Origin of the sequence: Gilliamella sp. B3127 (genome assembly GCF_026536935.1) — a bacterium.
In the GTDB taxonomy this organism is placed as follows: Bacteria; Pseudomonadota; Gammaproteobacteria; order Enterobacterales; family Orbaceae; genus Gilliamella; species Gilliamella apicola_E.
In genome coordinates this window covers 329506-346046 of record NZ_JAFNNI010000002.1, presented here as the reverse complement: position 1 = coordinate 346046, position 16541 = coordinate 329506, and the positions used below count along the sequence as shown (strand labels likewise).

Here is a 16541-nt window from a genome sequence, read left to right as displayed (position 1 = left end):
ATTCTGCATTGCTAGCTTAATGTATATTTATTTGTTACACTGTGTTTGGCGTTTAATTTTTCACCCATAATGGTTTTAGCATTTGTTGTTTTTGTCCTCGCTAAACCATCCAAGTAAGTTATTTTTCTCGTTATCAATGATTTTTGTTTTTCACAGTATAATTAATTGAATTAATTAAGTATTTTAAAGATATAAAATATACTCGACAATAGGATTTTGTGATTATTAATTGATTCTATTATGTTAAATTTGAATTTAAATGCATGTTTAACTTAGGAGAATATTATATGAGTAAGCATAATCCAAAATATTTTCATGATAAATTTCCTAAACAAAAACAAAATCCTCCTGGTTTGCAATATGAGATGAAACCAGTTCCAGATTGTGGTGAGGAAAGTTATCAAGGTCATCAACGTTTAGAAGGTCTAAAAATGTTGGTGACCGGTGGTGATTCAGGTATTGGACGCGCAGCAGCTATTGCGTATGCAAGAGAAGGTGCTGATGTTGCAATTAATTATTTACCAGCAGAACAAAAAGATGCCGAAGATGTGGCTAAAATCATTGAGTCTGCGGGTCGAAAGGCTGTGCTTATCCCTGGTGATTTAAGCGATGAGTCATTTTGTAAAAAATTAGTTGAAGAAGCGCATAAAAAATTAGGTGGACTTGATAATTTAACCTTGGTAGCTGGTAAGCAAACTGCGGTAGAAGATATTATGCATTTGTCTACTGAGCAAATCAAAAAAACGTTTGAAATTAATGTGTTTTCACTATTTTGGGTAACCAAAGCGGCATTAGGTTATTTAAAATCTGGCTCGACGATTATTACCACTTCTTCTGTGCAAGCTTATCAGCCAAGTGGCAATTTGTTGGATTATGCTTCAACCAAGACAGCGATTATTGCATTTACTCGTGGCTTATCTGCTCAATTAGGTAGTAAAGGTATTCGGGTAAATAGTGTGGCGCCAGGTCCGGTTTGGACACCGTTACAAATTTGTGGTGGTCAGCCAAGCGAGGCGATTCCTGAGTTTGGTAAACAGACTCCATTACAACGTGCAGGACAACCGGTTGAACTTGCGGGTGTTTATGTGCATTTGGCATCGGAAGAGTCAAGCTATACCACTGGTGAAGTTTATGGTGTTACTGGCGGTATGCATATCAATTAATTTGAGGTAAACATGATTTAGAAAGGGCTTTTTAAGCCCTTTTTTTATATATCGCTATTCTAATGCTTTGCCTTTGGTTTCTGGTATTAAGAATATAAAGGCGGCAGCGGATAATAAGTAAGCGCCTGATAGTAGTGCTAATGCATAACTGATTGAGTAGATGGTTGCTAAGTAAGCAATCAGTACTTGCGATACGCCAGCAATCCCACGACCGACGTTAAAAATAATGTTTTCAGCACTTGAGCGCGCATCAGTCGTGTAGTGTTCAGCTAGTAATGCACCATATCCACCCATCATGCCGTTCACAAAAAAGCCAATCACTGAGCCAAATAAAATTAAAATGGCAACCTCTTTTTGTTGGAAGTAGAACCAGATTGATACGGCGGAAATCAATAAAAATACGATATATGAAGGTCGGCGTCCAAATTTGTCACATAACCAACCAAAAATTAAGATCCCTAATGACATGCCGATAGTTGTTGAGATAGTCCAAAACATGGTGTTTTTGAAAGGTAAGTGATATTCAGAAGCGATCATGTTTGGCATCCAAACCATTATGCCATAAAAGCCAAAATTTTGTACTGCGCAGGCAATGGTTAATCCGATAGTTGTTGCGGTGATTCTCGGGTTTTTAAATAGTTTGCCTATGGCAATTTTGTTTTTATTTTGGTCTTTTAGATTTTGCCAGATTTCAGGCTCTTTAAGTCCTTTACGCGTCCAAGCAACAAATAGCGCTGGTAATACTCCCATCGCAAATGCCCAGCGCCATCCGTGTGCTTCACCAATAAAATTGACAGTTAGTGTTGCAAGGATGATACCGGCTTGGAAGCCTAGTGCGACAATTGAGGTTGCCCTTGAGCGCTTGTGCTTTGGCCAGCTTTCCGAAACTAGCGTCATGCCGATACCAAATTCACCACCTAGACCCAGTCCACTTAGAAAACGAAAAATGAGGAAGCATTCATAATTAGGTGAGATAGCACAAAGACCGGTGAATAATGAGAAGATTAGGATTGTCCATGAAAATACTCTGACTCGTCCATATTTATCAGCAAGAATTCCAAAAAAGATTCCGCCTAATACGGCCCCTAATAATGTGCCTGACGTCAAGGTGCCAAGGTCAGCATTAGTTAGGTTGAAGGTGACGGCAATTAGGCTAAAACATACACCTAAAATCATCATATCTAAGCCATCTAATGCATAACCTACTGTTGATGCAAATAGGGTTCGTTTTTGATAGGGGGTAGTTTGTTCACTTTCAGCGTGCTCGGCCTGGTTTACGTTAGTGTTCATGTTTACCTCAAGTTATTTATAATGGATAAGCATTTATTATTAAATGAAGGCGGGAATTCAAAACGGGGGCAAGTATATACTTAAAAATGATAAAAATCCAAATGAAAAGCCGAAATTCGTGGGTTTTATTCTGTTTATTTCTATTTTGGCGAAATTATTCGACTAATTCTGATAAATATCTAATTTTTGAGACAAATTAGCCGATAATTTCACCATTTTGTGGTTTTTTCGATGACTTTTTTAGTCAATAGTTTTTGAGCGAAATTTATTCTTCGTCAAAATACCAGTAACCAAGATTAACAAATTTCAACATGACATTTAGGGTTTGTTCATCTTGTAATTGTTCGTAGTAAAGTACATCGGTTTCACATAATAGGTCGATGGTTTCCATGGGGAGTGGTATTTTTTTACCGTTGATATAAGCCGTATCCTCTATTTTTACAATACGTATACTTGGTACACGATAGAGTTCAGCGCCAGATTTTAGGATTTCTTCAAATTCATCTAGCTCATATGAGGGATCAACTGGGATGATGTTGAGATCATGCATAGGAATAGTGATGTGTTTACCAAACCAGTCATTGAATAAGTCTGGGTTTTTGATAAGGTCGATCATTTGTCCTTGTAGTTTTTCTAATTCATATGGTTGGATTCGATAAGGATCATTTGGTAATTTTAAGTCTGGGTCTTGATAGAAGATGCCATTGGGTAAGTTATCAATCACATAATCAGCAAAACCACTGAGTAGTTCTTGTGATGTTTGAGTTCTAAATCCTACGGAGTAGCTGAGCGATTCTCCAATTGATACCCCATTATGTGGAAAGCCAATTGGAATATATAAAATATCACCCGCAGTGATTTCTTCATCAATAATTGGCTCATAATCTTCTACATGCAGTAGCGCTTTGTGAGCACTGAACTGTTTGTAATTAGGATTACGATCACCAACCTGCCAACGACGGCAACCTTTGCCTTGGATAATAAAGACATCATAATTATCAATATGAGGTCCAACGCCTGCACCTTGTGTGGCATAGGAGATCATTAGGTCTTCAAATTGCCATTGAGGAATACATTTGAATGGTTCAACTAATGTGGCTGCTTGTTCATGCCAATGGTCAACTGCTTGTACAAGGAGGCTCCAATGGTCTTGACCTAGGTGACTATAATCGATAAATGGACCGTAGGCGGCGTCCCATATGCCGTTTTTGTTAGTAACGATTCGGCTTTCAATTTCTTCTTCCATGGCAAGGCCAGCTAGTTCTTCTGGGGTGATTGGATCGATAAAGTGGCTAAAAGCATCACGCAAGATGACCGGCTTTTTTTGCCAATAATTGGTTAAAAAATCATCCCAATCGATAGTTAATTTGTTACTCATTGAATGCCCCTTGTAAATTAAATAATTGACAAAAGTTAGTGGTTGTTTGTTTTGCAATTTTTTCTAGAGATACGCCTTTTAATGCCGCCAAGTAATTAGCCACTTCCCGAACATAAGCGGGTTGGTTTTCTTTCCCGCGATAAGGAACGGGGGCTAAATAAGGCGAATCAGTTTCAATCAATATGCGATCTAATGGAACATATCTTGCTACTTCTCGTAACGGTTCGGCATTTTTAAAGGTAATGATGCCAGAAAATGAGATATAAAAGCCAATATCTAATAAGGCTTTGGCCGTATCAATATCTTCAGTAAAGCAATGTAGTACACCGGAATAAACTTGCTCTTCTTTTAGGAGTTTTAGGGTGTCTTGCTTGGCATTCCGAGTGTGAACAATAATCGGTTTTTTTAGTTGCTTGCCTAATTTTATATGTTCAATAAAGTTGGCTTGTTGCAATTCAATATTATCTTGTTGGTAGTAATAATCCAAACCTGTTTCACCTAAAGCGATAACATTGTCTTCTTGAGCAAGGCGAGCAAAACGTTCGGCATCGTAGGGCTCATCATCCAAATTGAGTGGGTGAATTCCACATGAAAATGAGCACTGTTTTTGGTATGGCATGAGCATTGTTTTCATCGATTCATAGCCTGAAAGTGTGGTTGCCACGCTTAGGCAATGTTTTACCTCGTTGTTTTGTGCTTCTTGCAATACGCTATCAATCGATTTGTTTGTATAGTCCAAACTGTCTAGATGACAGTGCGAATCAATTAGAAACATATTTTACTCTTTTTAATTATCTGAATGATGTTCGAAATCTCGAACTGGTTTTATGGTTGACCATGAGCGACAGCTCGGACATAGCCAATAGAGGGTGTTAACCGTAAATCCACATTTTTGGCAACGGTAATTGGGAACTGATTTTATTTGTTCACCAACCATGTTGCGAAGTAGTAATAAGCTCTCTTTGGCTTTTCCTTGTTCAGCATCGGCAACATGGTAATCCATTAAGCGATAGAATCCTTTTAGATTTGGGTGTTTTAATAATTCACGATAAAGGTAATATTGCGCTGCATCGAGTCCATTGTCTTTTTCAACAATGTCGGCTAGCATCAATTCGGCAACATTGCCAGTATCTTGTTTGACACAAATTTCGAGGAATTGTTTAAATAGCTGAGGTTGATTAAGTTTTGCGTAACATGCTTTTAATAATGGTAACGCTTCACCGATTAATGCTTTATCTTGATTTAATATTTGTTGGAAAGACTCGATTGCTTGTTCAGCTTTATCTTGCGCCATAAATACTCGCCCAAGCATTAATGATGTTCGTGCACAATTAGCGTCCGCAGCCGCTGATTTTTTTAGTAAAGTGTAAGCTTGATCCAAATCATTATTAGCAATAGCGATGGCAGCAAGCTCACAATAAAATTGGGCTATTTCGATTTTGTATTTTACATTACCAAGTTTGACCAGTCTGGTGGCAGCGTTAATTGCATTATTCCATTCGCTAGTTGATTGATATATGACTAGCAGTTGTTGTAAGGCATGTTGTTGAAAGTCTTCTTCGTCGATTAGCTGTAAAAACATCTCTTCTGCGCGATCGTAAAAACCTGCCACCATGTAATCTCGGCCAAGCTGTTGAATAGCTAATAGTCTTTGTTCAAAGGTTAATGAGGCGCTTTCCATTAATGCTTGGTGAATACGTATTGCACGGTCTACTTCGCCTCGTGAACGGAATAAGTTACCTAAGGTAAGATGGGCTTCAAGTGTGCCTTCATCTTCTTTTAACATGTCAAGGAAGAGGTCAACAGCCTTATCTTTTTGGTTTGACAAAAGAAAGTTTAGACCATCTACATATTCTCGAGATAGTCGGTTAGATTCATTTAAATATTTTTGTTTGGCATTTCTATCTCCCATGTACCAGCCGTATCCGGCTGCTATGGGGAGTAATAGAAATAACAATTCAAACATAATTACCTATTTTTCTAATTTGGTTAAATTTTGATGCGTATTTTCATCATATTTTTTCTGTAATTTATTTAGTTTACGTTTTGTTGATGAGTGTTGGAATTTTGATTTTACGAAGTAAATTCCAGTTAATATCCAACCAACTAAAAAGCCTGAACCAAATAAAATAGCAAGTAATACCGATAACCTAACTTCTGTTTTAGCAATTAAATAGTTGAAGGTGACTAATTGGTTATTAGCTGAACCTATTGTTATCGATATGGCGAAAATAAGAATTATCAATAAAATTGATATCACTAATTTCATAATTTTAACCTTTTTATTTTATTAAAAATCTCTAAATAACTAAAATTTTTTTGTAAAATTTGTTGTTTATAAAATCATCTGACTACTATATTCCATTTTCTAGCATAAAAACAGCTTATTAATGCAATTAACCAAGCAAGAACAACGCCTAATATAAGGTCATAAGCCGAATGCATACCCAATAATAGCCGACTTGTTTCAATCAGTGTTGACCAGACTACGATGGCGGTCACAATTATAAAATGTCGTCTAAAACTAAGTAATGTTATTGCTAAAAAAGCCCATGTTGCTGCAAATAATGTATGTCCAGATGGAAAAGCATAGCCTGTTTCTTGTTGCCAATGTTTTGACAACCAAGATGGTATTGTAGTTGTATTAGTTAGTAGTTGTTCTATGTTGGCTTTTCGTTCAGCTCTTGTTTGGGAATAAAATTGTTTGTCGCTAAAATGATACTCTTTAGCTAACCATAGAACATATGGTCTTGATTCAGCTGTTTGTTGTTTGATTAAACTTTTAATGATTTGTCCACCTAACATTGCGCTGACTAAAATTAACAATATAACTAAGATATTTTTTTTATTGGCCAATAGTTGACAGAACAGTAGAAAAAATAGTCCTGATGTGATTATTGCCCAAGGATAACTTGCTGTTTCGGTTATCCAAAAAAAATATTCAGATGAATTATTAAGTGCTGACGGTTGCCAATGCCAATTTACGACTATTACAGATAACGGTATAATTAGAAATAAGACTAATGCCGCTATTGTTTTTTTTATTACTAACCCCATTTAAAAACTCAATTAAGCATAAAATTTGATTTATTTTAACATGGAAGCACGATTTGTTTTTAAAAAATCTTATCTATGTGTTTACTAAATTTGGAGATAATAATGCAATTAAAACATGTTGCACAAGCCAAACTGCCAACACCATGGGGATGTTTTACCATTGTTGGTTTTGAAGAGATTGCAACAGGTAAGGATCATGTGGCATTAGTGTTTGGTGATATCAATGATGAAACGTCAATTTTGACGCGTGTTCATTCAGAGTGTTTAACCGGTGATGCGTTATTTAGTTTGCGTTGTGATTGTGGTTTTCAGTTAGAAGCCGCGTTAAAACAAATCGCTAAAGAAGGTAAAGGGATTTTAATTTATCATCGCCAAGAAGGGCGTAATATTGGGTTATTAAATAAGATCAGAGCCTATGCCCTTCAAGATCAAGGTTTAGACACGGTTGAAGCAAATGAGCAATTAGGGTTTGCGGCAGATGAGCGTGATTTTACTTTATGTGCCGATATGTTGACGCTGTTAGGGGTGTCAAAAATTCGTCTGTTAACCAATAATCCTGAAAAGATTAAAGTGCTTGAACAAGCAGGAATTAAGGTTACCGAGCGCGTTCCTTTAGAAGTAGGGGAGAACCCGAATAATGAGCATTATTTAGCAACCAAAGCCAATAAGTTAGGGCATTTGTTGCATTTACATCGTCATTAGTTTTTAATATTTTAAATTGTTTAACCTCAATATTTAATATTGAGGTTGATTTTTTGGGGCGATTAATCGTTTAATTAATCTTTATCGCAACGAAGCACTCCACCGTTGGCAATTTGGTCTTTAGAGATTTCGTGCATGATAATTTGTACTGCTTCAGGTTTGCATTTGAGTGTTTCGACAATTGCATCTGTTATTCGTTTAGCCATTTCACGTTTTTGTTCGATGGTGCGTCCTTCTAAGAAGTCAATAACGACATTTGGCATAAATATCTCCTAATGATTAATTGTGGCAAGTTGTGCATCAGTTAATGCGATGTCTTGATTATGGCAAATACCAATACCGGATTGTATGATTTTTTCAGCAATCGCTTTTGCTTCCTCTAATGAGTGCATTGTATAAGTTCCACATTGATATTCGTTTAATTCTGGAATTTCTGATTGTGATTTTACATTTAGCACATCATGCATAGATTTTAACCAAGCATCAACTACCAACGATTCGTTAGGTTTACCAATTAAGCTCATATAAAAACCAGTACGGCATCCCATTGGGGATATATCTATAATTTCGACATTATCACTGTTTAAATGGTCGCGCATAAAGCCAGCAAATAGGTGTTCTAATGTATGAATCCCTTTTTCAGGTAATAGTGCTTTATTAGGAATGGTAAAGCGAAGATCAAATACAGTTATGTCATCACCTTTAGGGGTTGCCATGGTTTTAGCTATTCGCACAAAAGGTGCTTTCATTTTAGTATGATCGACTTTAAAACTGTCTAATAAAGGCATAATGTTCTCCTTAGTTTATAATCAAGCTATTTTGATTAATTAGCTCGATTTATTCCACCTTTTTTATTCATTGATTTAATAAATCTAACATTTCTTGTTCATCAATGACTTTTATTCCTAGCTCTTCTGCTTTGGTTAGCTTTGAACCGGCTGATTCACCCGCAATCACTAAGTCAGTTTTTTTAGAAACGCTTCCAGTAACTTTAGCACCGAGTTTTTTTAGTTTGTCTTTTGCTTCGTCACGGGTTAATTGTGATAATGTTCCGGTTAATACAATGGTTTTGCCCGAGAATGGTGAGTCAATTGTTAATGGTTGTACTTCGACATCAGGCCAATGTATACCGATTTCCGGACTGGTTAGTTGGTCAATGACATCACGATTATGGGGTTCTTGAAAAAAGTCGATAATACTTTCAGCGATTACTTCACCAACATCACTTATAGTTTGTAGTTGCTCTAATGATGCATTTTCAATTGCTGGTAAGTTACCAAATTGGTTAACTAAATTTTCAGCTGTGACTTCACCAACATTTGGTATGCCGAGGGCGAATATAAATCGATTTAAGGTCGTGTCTTTAGATTGATTTAATGCGTTAATTAGGTTGTTGGCTAATTTTTGCCCAACTTTGTCTAATGAACATAAAATTGGTAAGGTTAGCTTGTAAAGATCAGCCGGTGTTTTGACATAATCTTTGTCTACTAATTGTTCGATTATTCTATCCCCGAGTCCATCAACGTTCATTGCCCGGCGAGATACGAAGTGTTTTAGGGCTTCTTTGCGCTGTGCTGGGCAAATCAATCCACCGGCACAACGAGAGATTGCTTCACCTTCATCGCGAACAATAAGGGAGCCACAAATAGGGCAGTGGGTTGGGAAGATGATTTCTTTGGTGCCAGCTGGTCGCCGATCTTGGATGACTGAAACAATTTGTGGAATCACATCACCTGCACGGCGTACAGTGACATAATCACCTTCTCGAATACCTAAACGTTCAATTTCATCACTGTTGTGGAGTGTTGCATTACTGACGATAACCCCTGCTACCGATACCGGCTCTAGTCTTGCTACTGGTGTTATGGCACCGGTACGACCAACTTGGAAGTCGACTTTTTTAAGCTGTGTTACTTCTTCTTGCGCTGGAAATTTGAATGCTGTGGCCCAACGAGGTGCACGGGCAACAAAACCAAGCTCTTGTTGTTGTGCAATACTGTTGACTTTGATAACTACACCGTCAATATCAAAATCAAGTGACATTCTTTCCTCACCAATTTCATGAAAGTAGGCAAGTGCTTCTTGGACACCTTGGCGAATCTGGACTTTGTCGCTAACAGGTAAACCCCAAGCTTTAAATTGCATTAGACGGTCATAATGGTTATCAGGTAGAGTTGCGCCCTCATTAATGCCAACACCATAACAGAAAAAAGAGAGCGGTCTTTTGGCGGTGATTTTAGGATCTAATTGCCTTAATGAACCTGCGGCGGCATTCCGAGGATTTGCAAATGTTCTTTCCTTGCGTTTTTCCGCATCTGCATTTAATTTGGCAAAACCTTTGTGTGTCATAAAGACTTCGCCACGTACCTCTAATCGAGTAGGTATGTTTTCACCTTTTAATACCAGTGGAATAGTTCTTATGGTTTTTACATTTGAAGTTATATCTTCACCAGTAGTGCCATCGCCACGCGTTGCTGCTCGAACGAATCGTCCATTTTCGTATAATAAACTTACCGCTAACCCGTCAAGTTTTAACTCACAGCAGTATTCAACTGATTGGCTACTAGTGAGATGTAAGCGATCTTTTACCCTTTTATTAAAGGCGTTAAAACTTAATTCATCAAATACATTATCAAGTGATAGCATCGGTAGTTCATGTTTTACCGAGTCAAATTGTGACAGAGGTGTGCCTCCTACACGTTGTGTTGGTGAGTCGGATGTGATGAGTTCAGGGTGATTGTGTTCTAGATTTTGGAGTTGTTTTATTAATTTATCATATTCTACGTCGGGAATTTCTGGTGCATCAAGCACATAATAACAATATTCATGATGTCTAATCAGATTGCGTAAAGCAGTTATCTGCTCTGTTACCTCTTGTAGAGATTCAGAATGATTTACTGAATTTTCAGTTATATTTGGCATGATTTTTAACTCTTAAATTAAAACTAAAGTTTTAGAATTAGCAATAAAATAGTACGTAACTAAATTTAGTACAATAGGTGTTGATAAATATAGTTTGTAAACCAACATAAACTAGCTATTCCACTAATGTTCATTAGTGGAATAGTTTTAAAAAAAGAGTTCTGATGATTAAATTTCGTTACAAGCTTTTTTAATGCGTTCTTTATAACTATCAATCTTTTGTGGTGTCATCATGTGATGTTCATCATCAAGTACTACACCATTGACATCGTCAGCGATACGTTGCGCAGTTTGTAACATAAGTTTGAAGTTTTGTTGATTGTTACCATGAGTTGGCGCAACCATAAATATTGATACACCCGGTGTGGTAAATTCGTGCATGGTTTCAGGATCTAAATAACCTGGGCTAATCATGTTAGCTAAACTAAATAAAATTGGGCCATTGCCGGCAGGGTCAACATGGCGATGGAAAATTTGCATATCACCAAATTGGAATCCTGATTGCATTATGCTAGCTAACAGTACATCACCTTGTAATGATTTGCCATTTATACCGGTTACGTTTAAGACAATAATTTCAGTATGGTTGTCTTCACCCACATCTAGTTTTTGATTGCTTTGTTCTTCAGATACTGATTGAGCCGTTTTTTGGACTTCTTTAACCTTTGGTGTTTCAGGTTCTTCAGCAAAAATTTCTTGTTGAAAGTTGATTGTAGGCTCGTTACCAGCCTTATCGTCAATTTCTTCATCATTATTATTTGAAAATAGATCTTCTTGAAGAGGTAAATGTTCTTCCTCTTCTTCTTTCACGTTTTCTTTAACGTTCTCTTCTTCAACTACTACTGACTCAACTGGGTTATTACTTTCATCCTGTTTATTTTTAGGCGTGAGTAATATTACATCGTCTTCTTCGCCGTAGATGTCTTCAAATTGTTGAGTATTTGGTGTGAATTTATCTTTTTTGCCTGACTTAAATAAAGAAGAACGTTCTTTTTTATTGATCCAGAGCCCATGAATCAATAATGCAATAATGACTAAGGACGCAATAACAATTAGAACAGTACGTAAATTATCCATAATACCCATCTCAGAATTAAATTAAATATAGATTTAAATTATTCAATAATATAATTGAAAAAAAAGGATTAAAAAATACCACAATTAAATTTTTTTACTTTTTATTCGTAAGCTAAATCCATACTCACTTATTACAGCACTAAAAATCAATTCGCATATATTACTTTATTTCTCCAAATAATCATAATATCAATCCTAATTTTTTTATTATTATTGTTTCGTTATGGTTAAATTTAGTAAATTTTTAGAACTCTGTGCTATTAAGGTGTTAAGATACTTACAATCAATGCATATTTTTTGTAAAATCACCGATCACTTTTGAATGATTTCATTGTTTTTTATTAAAAAATAATTATTAAGTTACCGAGGTCTTTTTTATATGAGATTTAATAAGCTATTACTTACGCTGGCATTATCTGGTCTATTGTTATTAACTGGTTGTGATAATAATCAATCCCAATCAGCTAATGGCCAATTACCCAAGGTAACTGTTTTTAAAGTCCAACCTTTAGATTATACCCTTAAAATTAGTTTACCTGGACGAGTTGTTGCATCGCAAATAGCTGAAATTCGCCCACAAGTTAGTGGAATTGTGTTAAATCGTGAATTTGAAGAAAGTTCGAATGTTAAAGCTGGGCAATCACTTTATCAGATCGATCCTGCTATTTATCAAGCTAATTATGATAGTGCGGTGGCAAGTGTAGAAAGTGCAAAAGCTAATGCTAATATTGCGCAACTTACTTTAAAACGTTATGCAGGGCTATTAAATACTAAATCCATCAGCCAACAAGAATATGATAAAGCTGCTGCTGATGCTAAACAAGCTGAAGCAAGTGTTTTAGTTGCTCAAGCAGCAGAACATGCTGCTAAAGTTAATTTAGATTATACTAAAGTTTATTCGCCAATTGATGGTTATATTGGTAAATCAAGTGTGACTGAAGGTGCGCTAGTTTCTGCTGGACAAGCTGCTCCACTTGCACTAGTTCAACAACTTGATCCAATTTATGTAGATATGACTGAAGCAGCTACTCGCTATAATAAATATCTTCAAGATGAAAATATTATTTATGAGCCCGCTAAAGGTGATAACGTTGATCTGTTTTTTAATGATGGTTCTAAATACGCATTATCAGGTAGCATTAAATTTTCAGATATGACAGTTAATGAGACTACAGGTACTGTTACGCTGCGTTCACAATTTTCAAATAGTGAAGGTAAAATTTTACCAGGTATGTTTGTTAAACCACAAATGACATTAGGTACTATTAAAAATGCAGTGTTAGTGCCTCAACAAGGTATTACTAGTAACCAAAAAGGCCAATATACAGCTAAGATTTTAAAATCAGATGGTGCAGTTGAATATCGCCAAGATATTAAAATTTATACCGGTATAGGTGGTTATTGGGTGGTAACTAGTGGAATTAATATCGGTGAAGAAGTTATTACAACAGGCCTACTTAATTTAACTGGGGTTGAAACAGGAACAGCTATGAAAGCGGTTGCAGTTGGTAAGCCTGCTGAACTGACTCAAGAGCAGTTAGATAGTCTCATCAAAAACAGCGTGAAATAAGGTAGATTTAATTATGGCTAAGTTTTTTATTGATAGACCTGTTTTTGCATGGGTAATTGCTATCATGATGATGCTGGGCGGTGCTTTGTGTATTAAGTTACTTGCTGTTGAACAGTATCCTGATATTGCACCACCTGCTGTTACGGTTTCAGCGGTTTATCCAGGTGCTGATGCACAAACAATTGAAAATACAGTTACGCAGTTAATTGAGCAAAACTTAACTGGTTTGGATAATTTGATTTATATGAAATCAACCAGTAGTGCTCAAGGTGTGGTACAAACTACGTTAACTTTTGCACCAGGTACTAGCCCTGATTTTGCGCAGGTACAGGTATTAAATAAAGTAGAAAGTATTAAATCTCGTTTACCAGAAAGTGTTCAAAAAAATGGGGTTTCGGTTGCTAAAAATAACACCAACTTCTTAAAAGTTATCGGCTTCTACTCAACCAATCCTCAAAAAACACAGGCAGATATAGCTGACTTTATTTATTCAACTGTACAAGATCAGATTCGTCGTGTACAAGGGGTAGGTGATACGCAGTTATTTGGTTCTGAATATGCAATGCGTATTTGGTTAGATCCAAATAAACTTAATTATTTTAATCTGTCGATTGAAGAAATTATTAGTGCTATCCAAGCGCAAAATGCTCAGGTTACTGCAGGGCAATTAGGTGCTTTACCAGCCACTGAAGGGCAAGAACTTAATGCCACCATTACTGCTCAATCACGTTTAAAAACACCAGAGCAATTTCAAAATATTTTACTTCGTGTTAATACAGATGGTTCAAATGTTTTATTAAAAGATGTAGCTAAAGTTGAAATTGGTGCAGCTGATTATAATTTCCTTTCTCGTTATGATGGTAAACCATCAGCTGGTTTAGGTATTTATTTAGCAACAGGTGCTAACCAACTTGATACATCTGAGAAAGTTGACAAAAAAATTGAAGAGTTATCTCATATTTTTCCTGAGGATATTAAATTTGCGTATCCTTATGATACAACACCATTTGTTAAATTATCGATCAACAATGTAGTACATACCTTAATCGAAGCAATCATTTTGGTTGTTATCGTTATGTATGTGTTTTTACAAAATCTGCGTTCTACACTTATTCCAACCATCACCGTACCGGTAGTATTGTTAGGTACGTTTGCGGTTCTATATATCTGTGGATTTACCATTAATACGTTATCCATGTTTGCTATGGTACTGGCCATCGGTCTTTTGGTCGATGATGCCATTGTGGTTATTGAGAACGTTGAACGTATTATGCATGATGAAGGACTTTCACCTTATGATGCAACCGTTAAATCGATGGAACAAATTACTTCTGCTTTAGTTGGTATTGCCGTGGTACTTTCAGCGGTATTCGTACCAATGGCATTTTATGGTGGTGCAGCAGGGGGGATTTATCGTCAATTTTCAATCACTATTGTAACGTCAATGTCATTATCAGTGGTGATGGCAATTGTGTTAACGCCAGCACTTTGTGCTCAAATTTTAAAAGCACCGTCAAAAAGCAAAATTAAGAAAGCTACGATTGGCGAAAAATTAGAAAGTGTGCCTCCATTTAGCTGGTTTTCAATTGGTACTAAATGGTTCTTCAATAAATTTAATAATGTATATAACAAAAGTTTACATGCCTATGAAAAAGGTGTAATTAAATTTATTCGATATCCTCTCGTTTCATTTATTTGCTATACGTTAATTGTTGTTGCTTTAATATTTGGCTTTAATCGCTTACCAACTGGCTTCTTACCGAATGAAGATCAGGGTGTATTAATTGTCATGGTCGAATTACCACCCGGTTCTACATTAGAACAAACCATGGGCGTTTTGAATAAAACCTCTAAATTCTATATGGAGAAAAAGGCTGACTCAGTGAAGGAAATCTTTACCGTTGCTGGTTTTAGTATGGTTGGTCGTGGTCAAAATATGGGGCTTGGCTTTATTCGATTAAAAGATTGGGATGAGCGGACTCGCCCAGACCAAAAAGTTGATGCCTTAGTTGGTAGTGGTTGGGGATTTGCTTCAACAATAACTGAAGGTCGTGTCATTATTACCAATGTACCAGCAGTACCGTCACTTGGTATGGCTAATGGTTTCTCATATATGTTAAAAGATACCTCTGGCCTTGGACATGATGCATTGATGGGCGCATTTTTCCAACTATTGAGACAAGCTTCTCAAAATCCTAACTTACAACAAGTTCGTCCTGGTAGTATGTTAGATGTTCCACAGTATAAAATTAATGTGGATTTCGAAACGGCTCAAGCGCTTGGTGTTGCGGTAAGTAGTGTTAATACCGTGCTTTCAACTGCATTAGGTTCAGCTTATATTGATGACTTTGTTTATAACAACCGTGTTAAAAAGGTTTATTTACAATCTGATGCGGCTTATCGAATGCTTCCTGATGATTTTAGTTTCTGGCATGTAAAAAATCAAAAAGGTGAAATGGTACCTTACGATGCTTTTGCAACCACAACGAAAAGTTATGGCTCACCATCACTTGTTCGTTATGATGGTGTAGCAGCAATGGGTATTAGTGGTTCGGCAGCCCCTGGGTTGAGTTCTGGTCAGGCTATGGCGACTATGGAAGAATTATCTAAAAACTTACCTAAGGGCTTCTCATTTGACTGGACAGATATTTCTTATCAAGAACGTCAAACAGGTTCTCAAACTACAACACTTTATTATATTTCAATCATTGTGGTGTTCTTGTCGTTAGCAGCTTTATATGAAAGCTGGACAGTGCCTATTTCGATCCTATTTGTGATCCCATTAGGTATTATCGGTACCGTATATGCGACGATGTTTAGAGGTCTTGATAACGATATTTACTTTATTGTTGGACTTTTAACTACGATGGGCTTATCGGCTAAGAATGCTATTTTGATTGTGGAATTTGCTAAAGATGCACTCGAAAAAGAAGGTAAATCATTAATCGATGCAACGTTAGAAGCTTGTCGTCTACGTTTACGTCCAATCTTAATGACTTCATTTGCTTTCATTCTTGGTGTGTATCCATTAGCAACAAGTAGTGGTGCAGGTTCTGTAAGTCAGAATGCGGTAGGTACAGGGGTAATCGGCGGTATGTTGACAGCAACATTCTTGGCGATATTCTATGTTCCGCTATTCTTCTTATTTGTAACTAAATTATTTACTAAACATAAGAATAAAGTCGTATTGCCAACTAACTTTACAGGCAACACAGAAAATAAATAACCAATAGGTTCGATTTAAAAAGCACCAATAATCTTGGTGCTTTTTTTATGTGCTTTTTGGAATTAATCTTTTAAACGATAATTGAGTTTGTATTCAGTTAAATTTTGCGTTGAGGAACGGGGTTTTTGAGTGATATAAACCAGATATTGATGTGAT

General features: G+C 36.4%; 14 protein-coding genes. 4 read left to right on the top strand and 10 right to left on the bottom strand.

What is annotated here, in order from left to right; all coding sequences use genetic code 11:
• The first annotated feature begins 287 nt into the window (after window positions 1–287).
• Window positions 288–1163, top strand: a complete 876-nt coding sequence (locus J3U00_RS04645; RefSeq protein ID WP_220225784.1) for an SDR family oxidoreductase — start codon at window positions 288–290, stop codon at window positions 1161–1163.
• Window positions 1164–1217: 54 nt separating this feature from the next.
• Here the strand turns inward: J3U00_RS04645 and J3U00_RS04640 are convergent, their stop codons facing one another.
• From J3U00_RS04640 to J3U00_RS04615, 6 genes are all read right to left on the bottom strand, one after another.
• On the bottom strand, window positions 1218–2453 hold the full coding sequence (locus J3U00_RS04640) for an MFS transporter (RefSeq protein WP_065563400.1): 1236 nt from the start codon (window positions 2451–2453) through the stop codon (window positions 1218–1220).
• A 265-nt stretch (window positions 2454–2718) separates the two neighbouring features.
• Complete coding sequence (locus J3U00_RS04635; protein WP_267331722.1) at window positions 2719–3831, bottom strand: cupin domain-containing protein; 1113 nt, start codon at window positions 3829–3831, stop codon at window positions 2719–2721.
• A complete protein-coding gene (locus J3U00_RS04630) occupies window positions 3824–4606 on the bottom strand; it encodes a YchF/TatD family DNA exonuclease (RefSeq protein ID WP_267331721.1) in 783 nt (260 codons plus the stop codon). The genes J3U00_RS04635 and J3U00_RS04630 overlap by 8 nt, the downstream gene beginning before the upstream one ends.
• A 12-nt stretch (window positions 4607–4618) precedes the next feature.
• Window positions 4619–5797 (bottom strand): lipopolysaccharide assembly protein LapB, encoded by a 1179-nt coding sequence (gene lapB, locus J3U00_RS04625; protein ID WP_065733783.1) that lies wholly within the window; start codon window positions 5795–5797, stop codon window positions 4619–4621.
• Window positions 5798–5803: 6 nt separating this feature from the next.
• Window positions 5804–6100 (bottom strand): LapA family protein, encoded by a 297-nt coding sequence (locus J3U00_RS04620; RefSeq protein ID WP_267331720.1) that lies wholly within the window; start codon window positions 6098–6100, stop codon window positions 5804–5806.
• A gap of 74 nt (window positions 6101–6174) precedes the next feature.
• On the bottom strand, window positions 6175–6888 hold the full coding sequence (locus tag J3U00_RS04615) for a phosphatase PAP2 family protein (protein ID WP_267331719.1): 714 nt from the start codon (window positions 6886–6888) through the stop codon (window positions 6175–6177).
• A 102-nt stretch (window positions 6889–6990) separates the two neighbouring features.
• On the opposite strand from J3U00_RS04615, the gene ribA reads away from it, so the two are divergent.
• Window positions 6991–7590 (top strand): GTP cyclohydrolase II, encoded by a 600-nt coding sequence (gene ribA, locus J3U00_RS04610; protein ID WP_065733785.1) that lies wholly within the window; start codon window positions 6991–6993, stop codon window positions 7588–7590.
• Between the two features lie 74 nt (window positions 7591–7664).
• On the opposite strand, the gene J3U00_RS04605 is transcribed toward ribA, so the two are convergent.
• From J3U00_RS04605 to zipA, 4 genes are all read right to left on the bottom strand, one after another.
• Window positions 7665–7853 (bottom strand): 2-hydroxymuconate tautomerase, encoded by a 189-nt coding sequence (locus J3U00_RS04605; protein WP_267331718.1) that lies wholly within the window; start codon window positions 7851–7853, stop codon window positions 7665–7667.
• Between the two features lie 9 nt (window positions 7854–7862).
• Complete coding sequence (gene luxS, locus J3U00_RS04600) at window positions 7863–8378, bottom strand: S-ribosylhomocysteine lyase (RefSeq protein WP_065563407.1); 516 nt, start codon at window positions 8376–8378, stop codon at window positions 7863–7865.
• Between the two features lie 67 nt (window positions 8379–8445).
• Window positions 8446–10512: an NAD-dependent DNA ligase LigA gene (gene ligA, locus J3U00_RS04595; protein WP_267331717.1), complete on the bottom strand. Its 2067-nt coding sequence runs from the start codon at window positions 10510–10512 to the stop codon at window positions 8446–8448.
• Window positions 10513–10680: 168 nt separating this feature from the next.
• Window positions 10681–11592 (bottom strand): cell division protein ZipA, encoded by a 912-nt coding sequence (zipA, locus tag J3U00_RS04590; RefSeq protein ID WP_416379887.1) that lies wholly within the window; start codon window positions 11590–11592, stop codon window positions 10681–10683.
• Between the two features lie 376 nt (window positions 11593–11968).
• Between zipA and J3U00_RS04585 the strand changes: the two genes are divergently transcribed.
• Both J3U00_RS04585 and J3U00_RS04580 read left to right on the top strand, forming a co-directional pair.
• The gene (locus tag J3U00_RS04585) at window positions 11969–13159 is read left to right on the top strand and encodes an efflux RND transporter periplasmic adaptor subunit (RefSeq protein ID WP_267331715.1); all 1191 of its coding nucleotides are present in this window, start codon (window positions 11969–11971) and stop codon (window positions 13157–13159) included.
• A gap of 13 nt (window positions 13160–13172) precedes the next feature.
• Entirely contained in the window at window positions 13173–16385 is a 3213-nt protein-coding gene (locus J3U00_RS04580; RefSeq protein ID WP_267331714.1) for an efflux RND transporter permease subunit, read from the top strand.
• Window positions 16386–16541 lie beyond the last annotated feature (156 nt).

Excerpts from the sequence above, each read along its gene's own strand:
- luxS (WP_065563407.1), bottom strand. The coding sequence starts at position 8,378 with ATGCCTTTATTAGACAGTTTTAAAGTCGATCATACTAAAATGAAAGCA.
- J3U00_RS04645 (WP_220225784.1), top strand. The coding sequence starts at position 288 with ATGAGTAAGCATAATCCAAAATATTTTCATGATAAATTTCCTAAACAA.
- J3U00_RS04580 (WP_267331714.1), top strand. The coding sequence starts at position 13,173 with ATGGCTAAGTTTTTTATTGATAGACCTGTTTTTGCATGGGTAATTGCT.
- J3U00_RS04620 (WP_267331720.1), bottom strand. The coding sequence starts at position 6,100 with ATGAAATTAGTGATATCAATTTTATTGATAATTCTTATTTTCGCCATA.
- J3U00_RS04635 (WP_267331722.1), bottom strand. The coding sequence starts at position 3,831 with ATGAGTAACAAATTAACTATCGATTGGGATGATTTTTTAACCAATTAT.
- J3U00_RS04640 (WP_065563400.1), bottom strand. The coding sequence starts at position 2,453 with ATGAACACTAACGTAAACCAGGCCGAGCACGCTGAAAGTGAACAAACT.
- ribA (WP_065733785.1), top strand. The coding sequence starts at position 6,991 with ATGCAATTAAAACATGTTGCACAAGCCAAACTGCCAACACCATGGGGA.
- J3U00_RS04605 (WP_267331718.1), bottom strand. The coding sequence starts at position 7,853 with ATGCCAAATGTCGTTATTGACTTCTTAGAAGGACGCACCATCGAACAA.
- J3U00_RS04615 (WP_267331719.1), bottom strand. The coding sequence starts at position 6,888 with ATGGGGTTAGTAATAAAAAAAACAATAGCGGCATTAGTCTTATTTCTA.
- ligA (WP_267331717.1), bottom strand. The coding sequence starts at position 10,512 with ATGCCAAATATAACTGAAAATTCAGTAAATCATTCTGAATCTCTACAA.
- lapB (WP_065733783.1), bottom strand. The coding sequence starts at position 5,797 with ATGTTTGAATTGTTATTTCTATTACTCCCCATAGCAGCCGGATACGGC.
- J3U00_RS04630 (WP_267331721.1), bottom strand. The coding sequence starts at position 4,606 with ATGTTTCTAATTGATTCGCACTGTCATCTAGACAGTTTGGACTATACA.
- J3U00_RS04585 (WP_267331715.1), top strand. The coding sequence starts at position 11,969 with ATGAGATTTAATAAGCTATTACTTACGCTGGCATTATCTGGTCTATTG.